Raw genomic sequence first — 21983 nt, 5'->3', positions numbered from 1 at the left:
ATAAATTTTAAAGCCAATATGAGCTATAATCGCAAGAAATTTTAACAAAAAAGGCTCTTATGAAAAGACTTGCCATTGCTTTTTCTGGCCCTTCAAATAGCGGAAAAACGACGCTTATCTTAAAAGTCGCAAAAAAATTTATAGATGATGGGCTAAAGGTCGTTGTAGTCAAGCACGACCCAGGCGACAAGGCCAAATTTGACGTTGAAGGCAAGGATAGCTTTAAATTTTCTCAGGCAGGAGCTGACGTAGTCGTGATGAGTCCGACTAGAACGACTTACTTTTCGCAAAGCTCGCAAGGCATAGACGAGGTCATAAGGATGATCGGCGAATTTGACATGCTCTTAGTCGAGGGGCTAAAGACACTGCCACTGCCAAGACTAAGCGTCTTTAGAAGCGAGATCGATGAAGCTTATCTTAGCTTTTCAGATGCGATCGCCACTTATAAAAAGCAGATCCCCTACGAGATCACAAATCTAAATTTAGACGATATAGACGCCATTTGTGCGTGGATAATCAAAAATGCAAAGGCTGTATAATGCAAGAACTAAACCAAATTTTTAACACCATTAAAGATATCGCAAAAGAGATAAGCGAGATCATAAAATACGCCGATCTTGGCTACACAACTCACGAAAACGCAACTGGCGACACCCAGCTAAAGCTTGATGTCAAAAGCGATGAGATCATCACGGCTAAATTTAAGCAGCTTTCATGCGTAAAAGCACTAATTAGCGAAGAGAAAGAGGACGAGCTTGAGATAAATAAAAATGCTAAATTTATCATCGCTTACGATCCACTCGATGGCTCAAGCTTAGTTGATGTAAATTTCGCCGTTGGCTCGATCTTTGGCATCTACGAAGACGAGGTAAAACCAGAAAATTTAATAGCCGCAGCTTACAGCATCTATGGTCCAAGACTTGAGCTAGTAATTGCCGAGAAAAAGGGCACTTTGCCTAAATTTTATAGACTTGGCAAAGATGGCGAGTTTAAATTTGTAAAAGAGCTTGAGCTAAAAGAAAAAGGCAAGCTAAACGCCACGGGAGCTACACAAAAAGGCTGGAGCCAAACGCATAGAAATTTCATAAACGAGCTATTTAACCAGGGCTACAGACTAAGATACTCAGGCGCTATGGTGAGCGACTTGCATCAAATTTTACTAAAAGGCGGCGGTCTTTTTAGCTACCCAGCAACGAGCGATCATCCAAATGGCAAGCTAAGGGTTGTCTTTGAAGTGTTGCCATTTGCCTTTATATATGAAAACGCAAAGGGCGCAACGACAGATGGCAAAAACCAAACACTCTTTGATATAAAAATAGAAAAAATTCACCAAACTACGCCATGCTTTTTTGGCTCACGTGATGAAATTTCTCTTTTGCATAAATTTTACGAGCAAAAATAATGCAAGAAGCACAAGCAAACGAGCCACTTGACGCATTTGAGCTAGCCCTAAAACAAAAGGCTAAAATCATGCAAGAGTGTCAAGAGCAAAAAGGGCGCAAAAGCTGTTTTAACTGCGAGGCATTTTTTGACTGCGAGACGAGGATAGAGTATGTAAATAGCTGCTACAACTCGATGTCAAAAGGCAACACCGGCAGTGACGGCGGATTTGATTTTTAAATTTAAAGGAAAAATATGAAAGAAAAAGCTTATATAACCACTCCGATTTATTACGTAAATGACGTGCCACACATCGGCCACGCCTACACGACTATCATCGCTGATACACTTGCTAGATTTAACCGCTTGCAAGGCAAAGAGACCTACTTCATGACTGGCACAGACGAGCATGGTCAAAAGATCGAGCAGGCAGCTCGCGCTAGAGGCAAAACTCCAAAAGAGTATGCAGACGAGATCAGTGGCAAATTTAGATCGCTTTGGGATGAATTTGAGATAAGCTACGACCACTTCATAAGGACGACCGACGAAGAGCACAAGCAAACCGTGCAAAATGTTTTTGAAAAGATGCAAGCAAACGGCGATATCTACAAGGGCGAGTACGAGGGCTTTTACTGCGTTAGCTGTGAGACATTTTTTAATCAAAGAGACCTACTTGAGGACAACCGCTGTCCAGACTGCGGCCGCGTGACATCTTTAGTTAAAGAAGAGAGCTACTTTTTTAAGCTTTCAAAATACGAAGACGCGCTTTTAAAATGGTACGAAAATGATGAACTTTGCGTCATCCCAAAGGGTAAGAAAAACGAGGTCGTAAGCTTTGTAAAAGGCGGGCTAAAAGACCTTTCAGTGACAAGGACGAGCTTTGACTGGGGCATAAAGCTACCAAAGAGCGCAAACGACGACAAGCACGTTATGTATGTCTGGCTTGATGCGCTCATAAACTACCTAACAACGCTAGGATACTCAAGAGATAACGCTAGAATGGACTTTTGGCCGCATACGACGCATATCGTCGGCAAGGATATTTTGCGTTTTCACGCAGTTTATTGGCCGGCATTTTTGATGAGCCTTGGCTTGCCACTGCCAAAACACGTCGCAGCGCACGGCTGGTGGACGATAGATGGCGAGAAGATGAGCAAAAGCAAGGGCAACGTCATAAACCCAAGAGAGGTCGCAAACGCTTATGGACTTGAAAATTTCAGATACTTTTTGCTTAGAGAGGTGCCTTTTGGACAAGATGGCGACTACAGCCAAAAGGCCTTGATTGAGCGCATAAACTCAGAGCTTGGCAACGGACTTGGCAACCTGCTAAGCCGAATTGTTGGCATGAGCGCAAAGTATAGCGACTACAAGATCGACTCAAAAGATGTGATCAAATTTCATAAAGCCGAGCTTGATGAGGCGAAGGGCTATCTTGATGAGGCTATTAAAAATTTAGAAAATTTAGCGACAAACCGCTATTTAGAGGATCTTTGGAAGGTCGTAACGCTTGCAAACGCAGCCGTTGCGAAGTATGAGCCATGGTCGCTTGTAAAAGCTGGCAAAAGTGACGAAGCAAACGCACTTGTGGCACTTTGCGCAAATTTACTTGCAAAAGTGGCGATACTGCTTAGCCCAGCTATGCCAAAAACTTGCGCTAAGATAGCTGATACGCTTGGCTTTAGCATAGATACGGCTTCTTATGAGAGCCTTGTATTGAAAAATGAAATTTCAAATTTTACTGCAAAAGCTACTGAGCCACTCTTCCCAAGGATAGAAAAAGAGCTAATGGGCGAGGCAAGAGACCTAAAAGAAGAGCCAAAAGTAGAAGCAAAGGCTGAGCCAAAAGAGGAGAAAAAAGAGGAAATCATTAGCATAGATGATTTTGCCAAAATTGTGATAAAAGTAGGCGAAGTGCTCGAGTGCGAGAGGGTTGAGGGTAGCGAGAAACTGCTTAAATTTAAGATAGATCTTGGCGAGGAGCAGCCACGTCAAATTTTATCTGGCATCGCCAAATACTACGAGCCTAGCTCACTTGTGGGCAAGCAAGTTTGCGTTTTAGCAAATTTAAAAGAGCGAACGATGATGAAAAAATATGTCTCGCAAGGCATGATCCTAAGCGCATCAGACGGCTCTCTAACGCTTCTTGGCACGCAGAGCAAGGTCAAAAACGGCGCGATCGTTGGCTAAATGACAATAGAAAATTTAACACGCCTAATAAATGCCGAGGCTCTAAACGCGCCGACGATAACTAGCGTAAGCGAGTTTGTTTTCGAGCTAAAACATGTAAGACGTGGCTTTGCGTATATTTGCTTAAACGCAAACGATAGCGACATAGAAACAGCGATTAAACAAGGCGCATACGCCATAATTAGCGAAGACAATGTGCCAATTATTGACAAAGAGATCGCTTTTTTAAAAGTTAGTAGCTTACAGACCGCCATGATAAAACTCATGAGATTTGAGGCTACTCATAAAGATTTAAAATTTTGCGCCGTAAATCCTTTTATAAATGATTTTTTAGAAAAATCAAAACTTGGCTCTAACGCACACGTCATGTCAAAAAATATTACTGAGCTTTTTAATCAAATTTTTCACGCAAAGGTCTTTGATATCTTTTTCGGCGATGACACAAGAACACTTCAGCGAATATCGCCTCTTTTTGAGACCATTTACACAGATACTACTATGCACGAGATAAATCCAAGCTCGATCTTTTTTACAAACACGGTCTTTAAGCAAACATACTATCAAAACTTAAACATACCACGAGTTTTTGCTGGAATGTTTTATGGGCTTTTAAAATTTTTTGATAGCAATAAAATTTCATTTAAGCCTTACGAAGGTAGGATTCACGGGCATTTTGACCCGATTTTTATAGATAAAAATTTTATTCCTACTAGTTTTGGAAATAGCTTTAGAGCCATAATTACTGAAAGCGATGAAGATTTATTCATAAGCCAAAGTATATTTTTAAATAAAAAATTTAGCCCTGATGAGATAAAAATTTGCTTGCCAGAAGGCTCGTTATTAAAAGTACAAAACGCAATCTACTTTAAAAATTTAAGCGAGATAAAAAAGCTTAAAAATTTTATCTATATATTGATTTTATGCCAAAAAGAGGAGCTTTTAGAAGAGCTTCACAAAACATCTGAAGAAAATCTACTCTTTTAAGTTTTTATTATTTATAAGATCAATTAGCCTAACGTCCTCGCTTCTTACGATTAGACTTTTAGGTAGCTCAAATTTCTTGATAACCTCGCACTCTTTTTCTCTCATTTCGCCATCATCTTTTTCATGATCAAATCCTAATATATGAAGTAATCCATGTGTAAAAAGTAGTGCAGTTTCGGCTTCTTCGCTATGATTTAGCTCAGTTGCTTTCTCTTTTACCATATCTTTGTTTATAACGATTGAGCCAAGTGGGGCATGAATGACAAGCTCAAGCGGAAAGCTTAAAACATCTGTCGTTTTATCAATGCCTCGCTCGGTTTTATTTAGTTCTCTCATCTCTTCTTTATCGACAAAAACTAGCTCGATTTCTCCTAGCGTCAAATACTCACAAATTTCATCTAAAATTTTTGGATAGCTCTCTTCGCAAAGTATCATTTTAGACTCTTTCCTTAGTAACTTTTTGTATAATTCTAGCAAAAATAAAAGGCAAAATATGAAAAAAGCGGTTTGTATAATGAGTGGCGGCATGGATAGTACGCTTTGTGCTGTAATGGCAAAAAAGGCTGGATATGATATTGTAGCGCTTCATTTTGACTATCGCCAAAGGACGATGAAACGCGAAAAACGTGCATTTAACGAAATTTGCGAAAGACTAGGCATTACAAAAAAGATGAGTTTGGATGTTAGCTTTATTGCCCAAATAGGCGGAAATTCTTTAACCGATGGAAGCTTGCAAATAAGAAAAGACGGAGTGGAAAAAGATGTGCCAAATACTTACGTACCTTTTCGAAATGGTATTTTTATCTCGGTCGCTGCCGCACTTGCTGAAAAAGAAAATGCACAAGCTATCTATATCGGAGTCGTAGAAGAAGATAGTTCAGGCTATCCTGACTGCAAAGAAAGCTTCATAAAAAGCATAAACGAGGCTATAATTTTAGGCACATCACCTAGTTTTTCGTGTGAGATAATTACTCCACTTGTAAATTTAAGCAAGGCTGACATCGTAGCAAAGTCGCTTGAGCTTGGCTCGCCATTAGAGCTTACTTGGAGCTGCTACGAGAGCGATGACGAGGCATGCGGACTTTGCGATAGCTGCAGACTAAGGCTAAATGGCTTTAAAAAGGCAAACGCCACTGATAAAATCGCATATAAAAATCAAAAATTTTCCTTATGAGTCTCTAAAACAAGGGCATTTAGTAAATTTAAAGATATATCAACGTTTAGACTCTTGCTAGCTACCAAAAACATAAATTCTCAGTCAAACTTACCAAAATTTAATAAAGAAGATTAAAAAGTAGTTAATAAATTTAGCCAAGGGTACAGTAAAAATTTCTAAGTAAGCGGTCACTACCACGGCTTTTTAGTGATCTTTATTTTTTCTTGTTGTCTTGTTTTTTATTTTGATCACTTTGGATTTTTTCTAAATTTATATATCCCATTTCAACGAGTTTATTATAAATTTGAGCGATTTTTGGTCCAGCCGCACTTCCGCCATGGCCACCATGCTCGATAACCATTGTGATGACATATTGCGGATCTTCATAAGGCGCATATGTAGTCATCCATGCATGAGATCTTTGCAAATACGCCATATCCTCCTCTTTCATACGTTTCTTTTCAGTTTGAGAAATTCCAACGACCTGGGCAGTACCTGTTTTTGCAGCAACTTTAACTAGGCTTCCAACAAAATGCCTATTTGCCGTTCCTCTTGGGTGATTTGCCACTTCATACATTGCATGCCTAATAGCTGGTAGTTGTGATTTTTCAAACGGCGTGAAAGCATCATCTGTTGGCGTAAAATCAACATCCTTGTCATCAATGCTCTTTAAAAAATGTGGAGTCACATTTAGCCCAGTTGCAAGGCCTGCTGTATATTTTGCCACTTGCATAGGCGTGACCAAGAAATTTCCCTGGCCGATAGAGGTGATGAGGGTCTCGCCTTGAAACCATGCCTTTCCATACTTCCTCATCTTCCACTCTCTGCTTGGCAAAGTTCCCACAAATTCATTTGGTAAATCAACCTCGGTTTTTCTACCAAAACCCATACGTTCAAGTATCGGCACAATAGCGTCGATCCCTATCTTTTGACTACCTTTATAAAAATAATCATCACAGCTCTCTCTAATTGCCGTATTCATATTAACATTTCCATGTCCGTGAGAGTTCCAGCAGCGGAATTTACGTCCTCCAAGCTCATACGAGCCGCTACAAAAAAAGCTATCGTATTTACTCATGCCATTATCCAAAAACGCTAGCGCCATACCCATTTTTACGACAGATCCTGGCGGATAAAGGCCGTTTATTAGCTTGTTTGTAAAAGGATGATCGACGTTTTTTACAAGCTCTTCCCATTCAGGCTGAGAAATTCCAAGCACAAATGGGTTTAGGTCATACTCTGGAAAACTACCAGCAGCTATGATAGCACCATCTTTTAGACTCATAACTATGACGCTTCCTGCATCTTTGCCAAAGACATCGGCCACAAACTGCTGAAGCTCAAGATCGACTGCAAGCTTGATGTTTTGACTTTGTGACGCTTGATAGCTTATCTGCTCTATCTCTTCATTTAAGGCATTTACTTTTATCTTTTTAAACCCTTGAATTCCTTGTAAGATCGGATTATAAAACCGCTCCACGCCACTTCTTCCGATATAATTTGTAAGCTTTGTCAAAGGATCATTATCCATATCTTTTTGATTTGCCCTACCGACATAGCCGATGATGTGAGAAGCTAGATCGTTATACGGATAGTGGCGTTTTGAAGCGGGCCTTATTTCTAAATTTTCACGCAAAGAAAGTGATGCAAAAAATGGTAAAAATTTATCATAATCAATAAATTCGACCACATTTATAAAATCCTGGTTGTAAGCTGAGTCATTTTTTATGTATTCATTTTTAAGCTTTGTGACATTTAGATCACTAAATAGTGAGCCAATGTAAGCTAGCTCATCATCTAAAATTTTTACCTTTTTATTAGCACTTAAATGAGGTCTAATGGATACTGAAAAGCCAAGACGATTAACAGCCATTGGCTTATCATGTGCGTCAAAAATAATACCCCTAACTGGCGGAATATAAATAGTCTTTATCGCGTTTTGTTCTGCGATCTCGTTGTAGTAGGTATTTGAGTTTATGCTTAGGTGATAAATTCGTCCCAAAAGTATAATCCAAAAAAGAGCGATCACACTAAAGACGATGCGCATCCTCATAGCACTTTATCCCTAAAAAGAACGATAGCAAGGATACTTTCAAATGCTATAAAAAATAGATATTCAGACGAAAATGTTAAATTTTGCTCATTCAAAACGTAAGCAAATAGATTATTTACAAGAAATGTTAAAGTATATCCAGCTGCTACAAAGATGATAAGTAGGCAGTTTCGCCACTTCATCGTGGTATATAGCCAGTCTAGAATAAAATTATAAAAAAGCAAAAATGCAATAATCGTTGAAAAAAGATGAAATCCATGGATTTGCTCAGCAAATATTATAAAAATTATCGCAAAGTACCAATTGTGCTTAAACTCGTCGTATTGCTTTTGTTTTCTTGAATACTCCAAAATCATATAAGTAAAAAAAATACCAATGAGTGGTGGCAAGAAACCAAATTGCGTAGTTGCGATCTCGTGTGAGAATAAAAAAATAGCCCACCAAAATTCTTTAAAAATTTTAATATCTAAGCTGCTTATGGTTTGCATTTTATCTACCAAGAGCGTTATTTATGATAGCTTCTCTAGCCTTTTCGATACCGCTTTTATTAAGAGTTGAGACTAAGATACCGCTTGGATCAAATTTCATTACCGCACTCTTTTGGCTTTGATTTAGCTTATCGCTTTTTGTATATAAATTTAAAATTTTCTGGTCAGCTCTTAAAAAGCTTTTTAGGTAAGAATCCACGTTCACGTCGATGTCTAGGTCAAAATGCCTAGCGTCAATTAGATGTATAAAAAGTCTAATGTCGCTTCTAAATTTCAAAAACTCATCTAAATTTTTACGCCATTCATCATGCTTTGACTTTGCCACTTTTGCATAGCCAAAGCCTGGCAAATCAACCAAAATGAGCTTAAATTTATCTTTTTCTTCCTGTTCATCTTTTTGCTCACAAAACTCAGCCTCAAAAAAATTTATAAGCTGAGTTTTGCCAGGAGTCGATGAGCTTTTGGCTAGATTTTTTTGATTTACAAGTGTATTTATGAGGCTGCTTTTACCAACATTTGATCTACCCAAAAAGACAACTTCGCTTGTTACGAAGCTTGGAGCCTCTTTTATACTTGGACTTGATGTGATAAATTTAGCACCTAGTGGCCTTATCACTTATCTTTTTCCTCTACCTGAAAGATAAACTTAACAGGCTTTTTTTCATCACTATTTACACTATATGTGCCATCTTTTTGATTAACAACTATCTTTTCGCCATAAACATTCTTATCAGTTTCTACCTCGTGCAAATAGCCATTTCCACTAACAGTATAGATCTGTTTTGCTGGCTCGTATGTAAGAGTATTGCCTTTGCCATCATAGTGCTTATCTTTTATAAAAATTTTTGCTCTAGCATTGCCAGTGGCCACATATTTTATAGGCTGGCGTTTTTTGTCAAAATAGACGACCACTTTATCTGCCTTAAGCTCATCAAATGAACCCTTTTTGATATTTACATTACCTATAAATTCACTAGTTTGTTTATTCTCATCTGCAAAAAAATCATTTGATGTGATTTCAACTTGCTCTGCATTTAAAAATGTAAAACCCAATATCACCGCTAAAATCGCTGATTTTCTTCTACCCATGCCCTTAACCCTTTTACCTGTGTTTGTTTTTTGCCAAGATCATAGCTTCCACTCTCACCCAGCGCCTTATCATTATTTCTTATGAGTGTGAAATTTGCTTCAGATCTTACTATTTTTGTTTTTGTTCCATATATCACTTCGTCACTTATAAATCTCAAACTATCGTTGTTTTCATAGTTCGCATTCTTTTGAAAGATGATTTCGTCATTTTGTGAGATTACTTTGTCTGAGCTTAAAAAATGTTTTAAATTTCCTCTTAAAATTTTTGCCTTAAAACTCAAAAACTCATCTTTATCATTGTATCTATTTAGCTCGTCAGCCTCGTATACTCCGCTTATTTTCGTGGAATTTATCTCATAATCTATCACATCATTTATCTGCATATTTGATATCTTTGTGTCGATCTTTAAAACATTTGCAAGGTATGGATCTTGAGCTGCCAAAAATATCATCACGACACTAAAAATGGCCACGACGAAGTAGAAAATTTTTACAACCAACGCTTCGACCACTCGTCATATAAATTTTCTGATTTTATAATAAGCTCGATCATCTCTCTAACCGCGCCATTGCCACCTTTGTGCTTTAGTTTTGTCTTTACATCAAGCTCTTTTATCGCGTCTTTTGGCTTAAAGCTCCAAGCAACTGCATTTAAAATTTTATAGTCATTGTAGTCATCGCCGATAGCTGCTGCGTTTTTAAAGCTAAGCCCTTCAAATTTTAATATCTCACTCGCCACTTCAAATTTATCACCAACACCTTGATAGACGTGATTTATCTTTAGATCCTCAGCCCTTCGCTCAATGATGGCTGACTTTCTGCCAGTTATGATAGCTACTTTTTTGCCAAGCTTTAGCCAGCTTTCTATCGCGTAGCCGTCTTTTACATCAAAAAATTTAAGCTCTTCGCCGTTTGCATTGTAGATGATCTTGCCATCAGTCAGGCAACCATCAACATCTAAAAATATAATCTCTATCATAAAACACCCTTTGTGCTTGGCGTGCCTATCCTTGCGTTTTTAGCAAGTGCTCTACGAAGTGCTACGGCAAATGATTTAAACGTTGCTTCGATGATGTGGTGAGTGTTTTTACCGCGAATTTGATTTAAATGAAGCGTGATACCAGAATTTATAGCAACTGCCCTAAAAAACTCCTCCACAAGCTCAGTGTCAAACTCCCCTACTTTGGCGTTTTCATTAAAATTTTCATAGACAAGATAGGCTCTATTGCTAAGATCTAGTGCACAAAAAACAGCCGCCTCATCCATAACAACGCTTGCCTCGCCAAATCTCTCAACGCCGCTTAGTGGATACAAGGCCTCTTTTAAAAGCTGACCCAAAACTATGCCGACATCCTCAACGCTATGATGAAAATCAACATGGGTATCGCCCTTGCATGAAATTTCAAGATCAAGCAAAGAATGCTTTGTAAAAGCTTCAAGCATATGGTCAAAAAAACCAATGCCAGTATCTATCTTTGCAACACCAGAGCCATAAATTTTAAGTTTCATTGAGATTTGTGTCTCTTTTGTATTTCTAGTTAGTTCTAAAATTTCTTCTTTCACGCCCTAACCTCTTACTATAAATGCACCTTGGAATTTACCGCTTCTTGCATAATCCCTAGCCTCGTCCTCACTTCTAAAGCCATTTAAAAATACTCTATAAATGGTAGATCCATCTATAGTAAATGTCCTAACTACCGACTTATAGCCATCTATGCTTTGATGCTCTCTTTGATATCTATTTGCGCCCTCAAGGTTTTTAAATGAGCCAATTTGCACCATAAAATCTCCACCCACGACTCGTTGCTCTGACGAAATAATAATGCCTCCAGTTGGAGCTGTCGGAGAGACTGGATTTGGCACTTTTATACCAGTACTTGTTGGTTTTGTTTGAGTGTTAATGCTAGCAACAGCATTAATATCTTCATTAAAGCCTATGACTTCCATACTGACTGGAGCCGTACCTGTACCGATAATATCAAGTTTAGTTGCAGCCGCCTTTGAAAGGTCTAAAACCCTATCAGCCACAAAAGGTCCACGATCATTTACGCGAACAATGACGCTTTTTTGATTTCTTAAATTTGTTACTTTAAGGATCGTATTCATCGGCAAAGTTTTGTGTGCTGCAGTCATGTTGTACATATTATAAATTTCGCCGTTTGAGGTTGTTTTACCATGAAAATTTGGACCATACCAGCTTGCTGTGCCACTTGCCTTATCGCCCACGCTTACAACGGTTGGGTAGTATGTTTTGCCATTTATTGTGTAAGGTCTCATTGTTGCTTTTTGGATAGAAGCTGAATTATTGCCCTTTACATTAGTTGGGCCACTTGGTGTAAATGGTGCCCCGCTCCAAGAGCAACCAGTAACTAAAAGAGTAAAACTTAGCCCTATATAAAATTTTAGGCTCTTACGGTATGACAATATTTGCTCCAACATTTAAATTTGAACTAGCAAAAGAATTTGCATCTTTTAAATCTTTTTCGCTCACATTAAATTTCTTAGATAAAGAAGCTATCGTATCACCAGTTTGGACTATATAGTTTTGAGATTTATTTTGTGCGGAAAATGGAATAATTAGTTTTTGATTATAGCTTACGGCATTTGTGCTAAGCTCGTTGTAGTCTTTGATCGCTCTATGACTAACACCTGTTTTTTTAGAGATAGAAAGTAATGTTTCGCCCTTTTTTACAACGTAGGCATAAAAATTATTTTTACCATTAAATGGCTTGAAATTTTCTGCAAAAAGCTGTTTTTTGTTTTCAGGGATATAAACATAATAATCTTTTAGAGTTGGTGGAGTAAATACAAATTTTAAGTGCGGATTGTTGTTTTTCATTTTTTTTGTACTAAGGCCGATACTATCGCCTATTTGAGCTAAATTTGTACCGCCAGGTACTTTTACTTTTACAAGTTTTAGTCCTCCGTTTATGTTTAACAAAGATGAATCTTTAGACATCAAGAAGTCCGCGTCTTTTGCGGTATATTCTGCTCTTAAAATTTTGATAACAAAATTTCTAGTTTCTGCTGGAAGGTATTTTTTCTCCGCATCAAGAAGTGTTACAAGATCATCTGTGCCAGCTTTTTGTATGGCTCTTTTTAAGGCTCCATCGCCGCAGTTATAGGCCATAGCTGCTAGATACCATTTGCCGAATTGATTTTTAAGCGACTTTAGATAATTTGTTGCTGCAATAGTAGACTCTACTGGATCTTTTCTCTCATCTACATATTGACCCACTTTTAAACCATGAAGTCTAGCCGTTTGCTCCATAAACTGCCACATGCCAGTAGCTTTTGCGTTTGAGACTGTATGATTTGAAAAGCCTGATTCTATCATAGCTAGATAAAAGAATGACTCAGGTACACCGGATTTTTTGATCTGCTCTTTTACCATCGGTATATACATATAACCATTTTTTAGAGCTTCTGTAAATGTTTCAAGTTGTGATTGTTTGATACCTTGCCTCATCTTTGCATAGTGAGAAGTCTTCATAAAGCTAGCGTCAATATCCAGCTCTTTTAAAATTTTTACCTGAGTATCGTATGAGCTCTTTTCAGGTGTATTTGCCAGTAGCAAAGTACTACATGCAAACATTAAAAATATTTTAAGCATTGCTTTCATTTCTATCCTTTTTCGTGTCAAAACTTAAGATGCTAGCATCTTAAACAAGTGCAACGCTCAAAATTTAAGCAAAGCACTTAAACAACCTTTTGGCATTATTTGAAGTTTTTTCACAAACAACTTCAGATTCAAGGTTTAAAATTTCAGCTATCTTTTTAGCAACAAATGTCGTAAACGCCGGCTCATTTCTCTTGCCACGATTTGGTTCTGGCGTGAGATAAGGAGCGTCAGTTTCAATAACTATCCTATCAAATGGGATTTTTGGCAAAATCTCGACTAAATTTTTAGCATTTTTAAATGTTAAAACACCGCCTATGCCAAAGTAAAAATTCCCAAATTTACAAAGCTCTAAAAGAAGTGGTGAAGCATTATAACAGTGCAAAATCGCTCCAGCTTCAAGCTTTGGTGAATACTCTTTTAAGATATTAAAAGAGTCCTCATTAGCCTCCCTAATATGAAGAATAACGGGTTTTTTTAACTCAACAGCTAAATCAAGTTGAGCTAAAAAAATACGTTTTTGATCCTCTTTTTCTTTTATCTTTTCATTTTCATCTTTTGGCAAGCGAAAGTAGTCCAAACCACATTCACCAATCGCCACACACTTTTCATCTTTAGCAAAATTTCTTAAAATTTCAATACTAAAACTCTCTTTATCATATGGATGAACTCCAGCGGCAAAGAAAATGTCAGAATTTTCATGCGCTATTTTAGCCGCTTTTGGTAAATCATTGATATCAGCTCCCGGGATAATAAAGCCCTTTAGCCCTAAATTTCTAGCTTCATCTAAAATTTTATCAAGGTCAGGATCATAAACTTTACTATCCAAATGACAATGCGTATCTATAATCATAAAGCTATTTCTACTCTGTTTCTACCATTTTCTTTTGCGGTGTAAAGCGCTGAATCGCAAGCCTCAAGCATATCGTCTATCTCGCAATGCCCATTGCCAAAAGATACGCCTATTGATATAGTAACTTTTACTTTTTCCTTTTTTATAGTTACTTTATTTTCAGCTACTTTGGCTCGCAAATTTACAAAAAATTTAACAGCTTCTTCTTTATTTATCTTTTTAAGGACAACGCAAAATTCTTCGCCACCAAATCTAGCAACGATATCGCTTCCTTTTGTATTGTCATTTAAAATTTTTGCGATTGATTTTAGTACCTTATCTCCGCCATCATGGCCATATTTATCATTTATTTTCTTAAAATAATCAACATCAATCATTGCAAAAGCGTAAGGCTCATTAGTCTCTTCAGCTACTTGAACATACTCTTCTACGTCAGAATAAAAAAATCTTCTATTATAAACTCCTGTTAAGAAGTCGCGATTTGCAAAATTTGCTATCTTGTTTATATTTTCCATCGCTTCGATCGTATTATTAACACGGCATATTAGCTCTTCTTTTGAAAATGGTTTTGCTATAAAATCGCTCGCACCATTTTTTAAAAATATTGATGCGTCAGTCTTTTCGCTAGGAGATGTCATAACGATTACGCCAAGACTATTTTTATCTTTTTCTTTTCTAACCTCCTTTAAAACTTCAAGGCCATCTTTTACTGGCATTCTATAATCAGTTATTATAAGATTTATATCAGGATTATCTGCAAAATAGTTCATTGCCTCTTCGCCATGAGCCGCAGCCAAAACTTTAAACTGAAGGCTAGTTAATATCTTTTTTATCATATTTCTAAAAGGGAGCGAGTCTTCGACAACCAAAACCTTGTATTGTCTATTTTTGCTCAGTCTATTTATCATTTGAAAGATATAGTTGATATCGTCCATATTCCCTTTATAAACATAATCAACAATATCTTTATTTATAAAATTTTGCCTTGTTTCATCATCAATGCTACCTGTTAAAACAATAGCTGAAAGTCCTTTGGAAAGTGCATAATCAACGATCTCTCCATTTGGAGCATCTGGCAAATTTAAATCCAAAATAGTCATAAAATAATCTTTGTCATGCTCATTAATTAGCATTTGAGCCTCGGCAAAACTATATGCGACATCAATTGCCATCTCATCAATAGTCTTTTCCATTTGCATAACAATCAGCTTTGCTAACGCCTTATTATCATCAACTACAAGGATTCTTTCCATATTATTCCTACAAAAATTTTTATCAAATTAGTGGCGATTTTATCAAATAAATTTATTTATAAAGCTTAAATTAATAATTTAAATTAAGCTACTTTAAAAGCCCTTTCGCAAAATTTATTGCCTCTTCACTTATGTGCTCACCACTTATCATACGTGCTAATTCGCTCACTCGTTCATCTTTATCAAGCTCTCTTACGACCGAGTTTTCTCCATGACGCTCTACCAAAAAGTGAGAATTTGCCTTTGAGCTAAGCTGCGGCTGATGTGAAATGGCAAAAATTTGATAAAAATTTGCAAGCTTAAGCAAAACATTTGCGATACTCATCGCCTCTTTTCCGCTTAAATTTGCATCTATTTCATCAAGTATGATGACATCACCGCCCGTTTTTGTGATCTCACTAGAGGCAGCTATAAAGGCCAGTCTTAGACGGTTTAGCTCACCTGAACTTAAATTTTTAAGCGAAGTCTCATTTAAATTTAGACAAATTTCATCAACTCCCAAGATATCAAGCTTTTTGCCCTCGATCCTTAGCGTGATATCTGGCATATAAAGCTCTTTTAGGTATAAATTTATCATCGCCTCAAGCTCTTTTAAATTTACGCCCCTTGCCTTGCTTAAAGTGCTGGCTAGCGCATTTGCCTTTTTGCTTAAAATTTCAAATTTCTTCTCAAGCTCGCTCTTTTCAAAGCTTAAATTTTCATATCTAGCAAGCTCTTTTTCCTTTTTATCAAGCGCTTCTAATGCCTCTTCTTCGCTGCCATAGCGCCTGATGATGGCATTAAGAGATTCTATCCTATCAAGCACGCTCTCCACGTCGATATCGTCAAGCTCCTCCATATTTAGGCTATCTCTTGCGACCCTTAGCTCGTTCATCGCATCTTCAAAAAAGCCGTTGTCAAGGTCACTGATGCTTAGCGCCTCATTTACGCTGTGCTCTAGCTCAAATATCCGCTCGGCCCTAGCCCACGCCTCATTTATCTTATCTTTTTTACTAAGCCTTTTTTTAGTCTCCATAAGCTCTTCAAACTCGCCTTTTTTAGGCCCGACGCTTCTTATCTTCTCGATCTCAAAGCTAGCAAGCTCCTTTAGCTCCTCGACCTTTTTCTCTTCCTCTTTTATAGTGGCTAGCTCTTTTGAAATTTTAGAAAATTCTAAAAATGCTTCTTCAAATTCCTGCTTTATCTCTTTAAATTTCTCATTTTTTGAAATTTCAAGCCTGTCAAGCAAATTTAGAAATTTCTCATTTTCAAATTCATTTGCCTCTTTTGCCGAGAGATATTTGATGTGCTCGCGCGCCACTTGAGCTAAATTTTTCTTTGAGATAGCTTGTTGATTTATAAAATACCTCGTGCTCTTATCTTTTAAAAGCTTGAAAATATTGACCTCTTCGTTTTCTATGCCAAACTCATCAAGCTCAAATTTATGCTCCACGTCAGCTTCTATCAGCCTTGCTTCGCTATCTTTTAGCCCAAAAACAGCCATTATGGCACTCATCAGCACCGACTTACCAGCACCGCTAACGCCCGTAAATACGCTAAGACCCTCTTTGAAATTTAGCTCGACATTTTTAAAATTTAGATAATCTTTAATCAAAATTCGATCAATCATTATAACCCCAGTGAAGTTTCTCTTTTAAAATTTGAAAATAATCCCTACCAATATGGCGTATCAGCCTCGCTTTTTTGTTGCTAAGGCTCATGCTGACGGCTGAAATTTTGCTCATATCAAACCTATCTTGACCGTCTATTACTAAAATGGCGTCACTATTTGTCCTAAATTTAACCGTGTGATTTTTCGTAAGCACGACCGGACGCTGTGTAAGTGAGTGCGAGCAGATAGGAGTTACTGTAAAAACTTCGCTTAATGGATAGATAATAGGACCATTTGCGCTCATATTATAAGCCGTTGTTCCAACAGGTGTTGCCACTATAACGCCGTCACCAAAATATGAGTTAAAATACTTTTCATTTAAAAGTGCCTCGATATGCGTCATCGAGCCGCCATTTTTACTAACGATGACTGCATCATTAAATGCTATCTTTTGCTCAGTTTTGCCATCATTTTTATGAAGCGTCACATCAAGCATAAAAGGCGTTTCTATCTCAAATTCACCATCAAAAAAGTCTTTAAAAAATTTCTCACTCTCATTAATCATTATGTCGGTTAGAAATCCGAGTCTACCAGCGTGTATACCAAGGACAAGCGGTGAGATGTGAGCTAGTTTTCTACAAGTTGAAATGATCGTACCATCTCCACCAAGAGTGATCAAAAATTCGCACTCTTTAGCTAATTTTATAAGCTCAAAACCATTTTTTTCTATACGCTTAGCACAATTTCTTTCAAGCAAAATTTCTGCGTTATACTTTTTTAAAATTTTTTCTAATTTTTCTAAATCTTGCCTAAATAATGGATAATCTTTAGCAATAAGTCCTACTTTTTTTGTGCAAAAAGTATTAAATTTTTGTTCATTTTTCATGTAAATGATTGTAACATATTTTATTTTAACAAAGCTTTTCAAAAGAAAAAAGCGATTATAATTGCCTAAAAAACATTGCAAAGGAGCATTTTATGCGAAGTCATTATTGCACCGATCTTAGCAAAGCTGATATCGGTAAAGAAGTAATACTTTGTGGCTGGGCAAACACATATAGAGACCACGGCGGCGTTGTTTTCATCGACTTAAGAGACGTTAGTGGGCTTATACAATTAGTTTGTGATCCAGCTGATAGCAAAGAAGCACATGACGTGGCTGCAAAAGTAAGAGATGAATATGTCTTAAAGGCAAAAGGAAAAGTAAGAGCTAGAGGCGAAGGACTAACCAATCCAAAGCTAAAAACTGGCGAGATAGAAGTAATAGTAAGCGAGCTAATCATCGAAAATCCAAGCGAACCGCTACCATTTATGATAGGCGATGAGAGCGTAAATGAAGATATCAGGCTAAAATACCGCTTTTTAGACCTTAGAAGCGAGCGTTTGCAAAATATATTTAAAATGCGTTCTCGCGCGGCGATCGCAGCTAGAAATAGCCTAGATAAAATGGGCTTTATCGAATTTGAAACTCCAGTTTTAACGCGCGCAACTCCAGAAGGTGCGAGAGACTACCTAGTGCCAAGCCGTGTATATCCGGGTCAATTTTATGCGCTCCCACAAAGCCCACAGCTATTTAAGCAGCTTTTGATGTGTTCTGGCTTTGATAAATATTTCCAAATCGCAAAATGCTTCCGCGACGAGGACCTAAGGCTGATCGCCAACCAGAATTTACTCAAATAGATATCGAAATGAGCTTTGTCGAGCAAGAAGATATCATAAATATGGCTGAGACGATGCTAAAAGATATTTTTAAAGCCTGCGGATACGATATCAAAACGCCATTTAGACGCATGAGCTACAAAGAGGCCACTGAGACTTACGGCTCAGACAAGCCTGATCTTAGATACGATCTAAAAATGATCGATGTGATCGATATTTTCGAGCGCTCAAGCAATGAAATTTTTAGCTCTATTGCAAAAGATAAGAAGAAAAACCGCATCAAAGCGCTAAAAGTGCCAAATGGTGACAACATCTTTAGTAAGCGCGAGATGAATAGATTTGAAGAATTTGTACGTAAATTTGGAGCACAAGGGCTTGGCTACTTCCAAATGAAAGAAGAAGGACTAAAAGGCCCACTTTGCAAATTTTTCGAGCAAAGCGATCTTGACGAGATCGTCTCAAGATGTGAACTAAAAGTTGGCGACGTTGTATTCTTTGGTGCTGGCAAGAAAAAAGTCGTGCTTGATTATATGGGAAGATTTAGAATTTTCCTAGCTGAGCAAATGAATATCATCGATCAAGACAAACTTGAGTTTTTATGGGTGCTTGACTTCCCAATGTTTGAGCAAAATGATGATGGCAGCTACTCTGCGATGCACCATCCATTCACAATGCCCAAAAATATAGATGAGCCTGATCTTGAGGACATTCTCTCTATCGCTCACGACGTCGTACTAAACGGCTTTGAGCTTGGTGGCGGAAGTATAAGAATTCACAAAAACGATATCCAACAAAAGGTCTTTAAACTTCTTGGCATAGACGAAGAGGAGCAGCGTGAGAAATTTGGCTTCTTGCTTGATGCCTTGACGTTTGGTGCGCCTCCACATGGTGGTATCGCGATCGGGTTTGACAGACTAAATATGCTTGTAAATAAAGCAGGCTCGATCCGTGATGTTATAGCCTTTCCTAAAACGCAGCGCGCTCAGTGCCCACTCACAAAGGCACCAAGCCACGCTAGCAACGAGCAGCTTAGAGAGCTGGGACTTAGGATAAGAGAAAAAGAGCAAAAGGCTTAAAAATTTTTGCAATAAATTTAGACTTTTTGGATGTCTAAATTTGAGTTATTTTATTTAAAGATTAGATTTTTGAGGTGAATTTGGATGTTGTGCAGAAAATTTCATCCCAAAGCTAGACATATAGTCTGCTACAGGGTGAAATTTTCAAACTCATTCAAAGGTGCTCAAAAAATATAAAAAGGGAAAGAATGAAAAATTTATTTTTAATCATCGGCGCTCCAGGCAGCGGCAAAACAACAGACGCATCGATCATCGCACAGCATGATGAGAAATTTGCGCACTTTTCAACTGGCGATCTTTTAAGAGCTGAAGTCGCAAGTGGTAGCGAGCTTGGCAAACTAATAGACGGCTTTATCTCAAAAGGAAATTTGGTCCCGCTTGACGTCGTCGTAAATGCGATCGTCTCAGCCATCAAAAGCTCGAATAAATCAAACATCATAATCGACGGCTATCCAAGAAGCATTGAGCAAATGACTGAGCTTGACAAAGTCTTAAGCGAGCAAGATGAAATTTCTCTAAAAGGCGTCATCGAAGTGGATGTTAGCGAAGATGTAGCAAGAGCTAGAGTGCTTGGCCGTGCAAGAGGCGCTGATGATAATAACGAAGTCTTTAACAACCGCATGAAAGTATATCTTGATCCGATAGTGCCTATCCGCAAATTTTACAGCGAAAAAGAGCTACTTCACGTAGTAAATGGCGAGCGTGGCATAGACGAGATCGTAGCTGATATCAAAAATTTACTAGCTAAACTTTTATAAATTTACAGACCTTGCATAAAAATGTGCAAGGTCCTAAATAAATATCATTCAAATATGTTTATTTTTAATTTTATTTTAAATGTAACTTCCCTACAATTCTAAATTTATTTTTAACAGACCTAAACAAAGATGAAATTATGCATAAATTTAAATTTATAATACTACTTGCGATCATAGCCATTTTTGCCTTTACAGGATGTGCTAAAAAGTATATAGAAATGGTTGAAAAGGATACCACATATAAGTACAGCAGTGCTAAAGCGGTTTGTGGCGAAACTGAACTTGATAAAAAGCTGGAAGGACACATAAATACATTTTTAAAAAAGAAAAACCAATACGGTGACGACCTAATCATAAAATGCGATATACAAAGAACAAAAAATGGAGTTAGGATCCTTAGACACTTAACCCTAGGCATAGGTGGTGCTGGCAAATCCGAGACATTCGCAGTCATAAATTTAGTCGATCAAAGTGGCAAAGAGGTGGCCAAATTTAACGTTACTGTCGAGATTAGATATGGCTTTCTTGGTGGTAGCGCAGATAGAGCGCTACCGATTACCGCTAAAAACATCTATAAAATTGTTACAAAAGATTTTATGTAAAAACTTACCTTTTATTAATATCATAAATGTACCATCCCTTAAAATTTCACAACCAATTTTAAAGGATAAAAATGAAAAAGATCATAATCGCTGCAATATCTGCTAGCATTGCGATGGCTGGAGGTTTTGCCTCAAAACACCAAAGCGAAAATGTTATAAGCGTAAAAGAGGCATTAAAGCTAAATGACGACGCAAAGGTCGTGATTGAGGGCAAGATAAAGTCACACATAAAATCAGACAAATATGAATTTGTTGATAAAAATGGAGATGTCATCGTTGCTGAGATAGACGATAAAAAATGGGGCAACATAACAGCCAACGAAGATACACCTTTAAGGATAAAAGACGAAGTGGATAAAGACTTCACTAAAACAGAGATCGACGTAGATAGCGTAGAGGTTGTAAAGTAGTTAAATTTACGAGTATTTAATGCAAAAAATACTAAAATCACGAAAATTTCTAACACAAAGGACGAATATATGGACGTTTCAAAAATTAAAGCTGGCTCAAACCCAGATAAAATCAATGCCGTAATCGAAATACCTTATGGCTCAAATATCAAATACGAGATCGACAAAGATAGCGGTGCAGTCGTGGTTGATCGCGTGCTTTACTCAGCGATGTTCTACCCAGCAAACTACGGCTTTGTGCCAAACACACTTGCAGCTGACGGCGATCCAGCTGATATTTTGGTGCTAAATGAGTATCCGCTTCAAGCTGGTAGCGTCATCCCTTGCCGCTTGATAGGCGTTTTGGTGATGGAGGATGAGGCAGGTATGGACGAGAAGCTTTTGGCTGTGCCAGTTACAAAGATCGATCCAAGATATGAAGCGATAAAAAGCTACGAAGACTTACCAGTTGCAACGCTAAATAAAATTAAAAATTTCTTTGAAACTTATAAAATTCTTGAGCCAAATAAATGGGTAAAGGTAAAAGAATTTAAAGACGCAAACGCTGCAAAAGAGATTTTAGACGCTGCTATTAAAAATTATAAATAATTTAAAGCCCTATTTTAGGGCTTTTCTTTTTAAATTTGTTCGTTTTATACTCCACGTAAAAAAGGCTATTTTTTATATTTAGATAAGCTTTTTCTTGTATAATACAATTTTCTTTCAACTGCGGGTTCATAGCTCAGTTGGTTAGAGCATCCGGCTCATAACCGGATGGTCCCAGGTTCGAGTCCTGGTGAACCCACCACCTACTTTATCAACACTAAAAAATTAAAAATTTTTTAT

Annotated in this window: 24 protein-coding genes, 1 tRNA gene and 1 pseudogene; 12 read left to right on the top strand and 14 right to left on the bottom strand. The window is 37.5% G+C overall.

Annotated features, from left to right (window positions below):
- Window positions 1-59: 59 nt before the first annotated feature.
- From mobB to TH67_RS05940, 5 genes are read left to right on the top strand one after another with little or no spacing between them, the layout of a single operon-like run.
- Window positions 60-539 carry a molybdopterin-guanine dinucleotide biosynthesis protein B gene (gene mobB, locus TH67_RS05960; RefSeq protein ID WP_072594788.1) on the top strand — a complete coding sequence of 160 codons (480 nt, stop codon included), beginning with the start codon at window positions 60-62 and terminating at the stop codon, window positions 537-539.
- Window positions 539-1402: a class 1 fructose-bisphosphatase gene (locus tag TH67_RS05955; protein ID WP_257638049.1), complete on the top strand. Its 864-nt coding sequence runs from the start codon at window positions 539-541 to the stop codon at window positions 1400-1402. Before mobB ends, TH67_RS05955 begins: the two co-directional genes overlap by 1 nt.
- Entirely contained in the window at window positions 1402-1620 is a 219-nt protein-coding gene (locus TH67_RS05950; RefSeq protein ID WP_002940116.1) for a hypothetical protein, read from the top strand. Before TH67_RS05955 ends, TH67_RS05950 begins: the two co-directional genes overlap by 1 nt.
- Window positions 1621-1635: 15 nt before the next feature.
- Complete coding sequence (metG, locus tag TH67_RS05945) at window positions 1636-3567, top strand: methionine--tRNA ligase (protein ID WP_072594786.1); 1932 nt, start codon at window positions 1636-1638, stop codon at window positions 3565-3567.
- Window positions 3568-4551 (top strand): ferrochelatase, encoded by a 984-nt coding sequence (locus TH67_RS05940; protein ID WP_072594785.1) that lies wholly within the window; start codon window positions 3568-3570, stop codon window positions 4549-4551.
- Here TH67_RS05940 and ybeY read toward each other — a convergent pair.
- On the bottom strand, window positions 4540-4986 hold the full coding sequence (gene ybeY / locus TH67_RS05935) for an rRNA maturation RNase YbeY (RefSeq protein ID WP_072594784.1): 447 nt from the start codon (window positions 4984-4986) through the stop codon (window positions 4540-4542). The genes TH67_RS05940 and ybeY overlap by 12 nt on opposite strands.
- 25 nt (window positions 4987-5011) lie before the next feature.
- Between ybeY and queC the strand changes: the two genes are divergently transcribed.
- The gene (gene queC, locus TH67_RS05930) at window positions 5012-5725 is read left to right on the top strand and encodes a 7-cyano-7-deazaguanine synthase QueC (RefSeq protein WP_257638048.1); all 714 of its coding nucleotides are present in this window, start codon (window positions 5012-5014) and stop codon (window positions 5723-5725) included.
- Between the two features lie 196 nt (window positions 5726-5921).
- Here queC and mrdA read toward each other — a convergent pair whose 3' ends face one another.
- The 13 genes from mrdA to TH67_RS05865 form a co-directional block, all read right to left on the bottom strand.
- Window positions 5922-7760, bottom strand: a complete 1839-nt coding sequence (gene mrdA / locus TH67_RS05925) for a penicillin-binding protein 2 (RefSeq protein WP_072594782.1) — start codon at window positions 7758-7760, stop codon at window positions 5922-5924.
- The gene (locus tag TH67_RS05920) at window positions 7757-8248 is read right to left on the bottom strand and encodes a hypothetical protein (RefSeq protein ID WP_072594986.1); all 492 of its coding nucleotides are present in this window, start codon (window positions 8246-8248) and stop codon (window positions 7757-7759) included. The genes mrdA and TH67_RS05920 overlap by 4 nt, the downstream gene beginning before the upstream one ends.
- Window position 8249: 1 nt before the next feature.
- Window positions 8250-8864, bottom strand: a complete 615-nt coding sequence (gene yihA, locus TH67_RS05915; protein ID WP_072594781.1) for a ribosome biogenesis GTP-binding protein YihA/YsxC — start codon at window positions 8862-8864, stop codon at window positions 8250-8252.
- On the bottom strand, window positions 8861-9337 hold the full coding sequence (gene lptA / locus TH67_RS05910) for a lipopolysaccharide transport periplasmic protein LptA (protein ID WP_072594780.1): 477 nt from the start codon (window positions 9335-9337) through the stop codon (window positions 8861-8863). Before lptA ends, yihA begins: the two co-directional genes overlap by 4 nt.
- Complete coding sequence (locus TH67_RS05905) at window positions 9310-9837, bottom strand: LPS export ABC transporter periplasmic protein LptC (protein WP_072594779.1); 528 nt, start codon at window positions 9835-9837, stop codon at window positions 9310-9312. The genes lptA and TH67_RS05905 overlap by 28 nt, the downstream gene beginning before the upstream one ends.
- On the bottom strand, window positions 9828-10316 hold the full coding sequence (locus TH67_RS05900; RefSeq protein WP_072594778.1) for a KdsC family phosphatase: 489 nt from the start codon (window positions 10314-10316) through the stop codon (window positions 9828-9830). The genes TH67_RS05905 and TH67_RS05900 overlap by 10 nt, the downstream gene beginning before the upstream one ends.
- Window positions 10313-10888, bottom strand: a complete 576-nt coding sequence (gene hisB, locus TH67_RS05895) for an imidazoleglycerol-phosphate dehydratase HisB (RefSeq protein WP_072594985.1) — start codon at window positions 10886-10888, stop codon at window positions 10313-10315. Before hisB ends, TH67_RS05900 begins: the two co-directional genes overlap by 4 nt.
- Before the next feature lie 15 nt (window positions 10889-10903).
- Window positions 10904-11761 carry a septal ring lytic transglycosylase RlpA family protein gene (locus TH67_RS05890; protein ID WP_081370918.1) on the bottom strand — a complete coding sequence of 286 codons (858 nt, stop codon included), beginning with the start codon at window positions 11759-11761 and terminating at the stop codon, window positions 10904-10906.
- A complete protein-coding gene (locus TH67_RS05885; protein WP_072594777.1) occupies window positions 11748-12959 on the bottom strand; it encodes a lytic transglycosylase domain-containing protein in 1212 nt (403 codons plus the stop codon). The genes TH67_RS05890 and TH67_RS05885 overlap by 14 nt, the downstream gene beginning before the upstream one ends.
- 64 nt (window positions 12960-13023) lie before the next feature.
- Window positions 13024-13809, bottom strand: a complete 786-nt coding sequence (locus TH67_RS05880) for a TatD family hydrolase (RefSeq protein ID WP_072594776.1) — start codon at window positions 13807-13809, stop codon at window positions 13024-13026.
- A complete protein-coding gene (locus TH67_RS05875) occupies window positions 13806-15062 on the bottom strand; it encodes a GGDEF domain-containing response regulator (protein WP_072594775.1) in 1257 nt (418 codons plus the stop codon). Before TH67_RS05875 ends, TH67_RS05880 begins: the two co-directional genes overlap by 4 nt.
- Window positions 15063-15150: 88 nt before the next feature.
- Window positions 15151-16671, bottom strand: a complete 1521-nt coding sequence (locus TH67_RS05870) for an AAA family ATPase (protein WP_072594774.1) — start codon at window positions 16669-16671, stop codon at window positions 15151-15153.
- Window positions 16664-17539: an NAD(+) kinase gene (locus tag TH67_RS05865; RefSeq protein WP_072594773.1), complete on the bottom strand. Its 876-nt coding sequence runs from the start codon at window positions 17537-17539 to the stop codon at window positions 16664-16666. Before TH67_RS05865 ends, TH67_RS05870 begins: the two co-directional genes overlap by 8 nt.
- Before the next feature lie 92 nt (window positions 17540-17631).
- Between TH67_RS05865 and aspS the strand changes: the two are divergent.
- The 6 genes and pseudogenes from aspS (at window position 17632) to TH67_RS05835 (ending at window position 21945) form a co-directional block, all read left to right on the top strand.
- A pseudogene (aspS, locus tag TH67_RS05860) lies at window positions 17632-19388 on the top strand (aspartate--tRNA ligase).
- A 188-nt stretch (window positions 19389-19576) separates the two neighbouring features.
- Window positions 19577-20146 (top strand): adenylate kinase, encoded by a 570-nt coding sequence (locus TH67_RS05855; RefSeq protein WP_072594772.1) that lies wholly within the window; start codon window positions 19577-19579, stop codon window positions 20144-20146.
- Window positions 20147-20283: 137 nt separating this feature from the next.
- Window positions 20284-20748 carry a hypothetical protein gene (locus TH67_RS05850; RefSeq protein WP_072594771.1) on the top strand — a complete coding sequence of 155 codons (465 nt, stop codon included), beginning with the start codon at window positions 20284-20286 and terminating at the stop codon, window positions 20746-20748.
- A 71-nt stretch (window positions 20749-20819) separates the two neighbouring features.
- Complete coding sequence (locus TH67_RS05845; protein WP_072594770.1) at window positions 20820-21158, top strand: NirD/YgiW/YdeI family stress tolerance protein; 339 nt, start codon at window positions 20820-20822, stop codon at window positions 21156-21158.
- A gap of 69 nt (window positions 21159-21227) precedes the next feature.
- Complete coding sequence (ppa, locus tag TH67_RS05840) at window positions 21228-21746, top strand: inorganic diphosphatase (RefSeq protein ID WP_072594769.1); 519 nt, start codon at window positions 21228-21230, stop codon at window positions 21744-21746.
- Between the two features lie 122 nt (window positions 21747-21868).
- Window positions 21869-21945 (top strand) — tRNA-Ile (locus TH67_RS05835).
- The last annotated feature ends 38 nt before the right edge of the window (window positions 21946-21983 follow it).

Source organism: Campylobacter concisus (assembly GCF_001891085.1).
GTDB classification, from domain to species: domain Bacteria; phylum Campylobacterota; class Campylobacteria; order Campylobacterales; family Campylobacteraceae; genus Campylobacter_A; species Campylobacter_A concisus_O.
The sequence above is the reverse complement of the archived record's forward strand: the minus strand, read 5'-3'. Positions and strand labels throughout refer to the sequence as shown.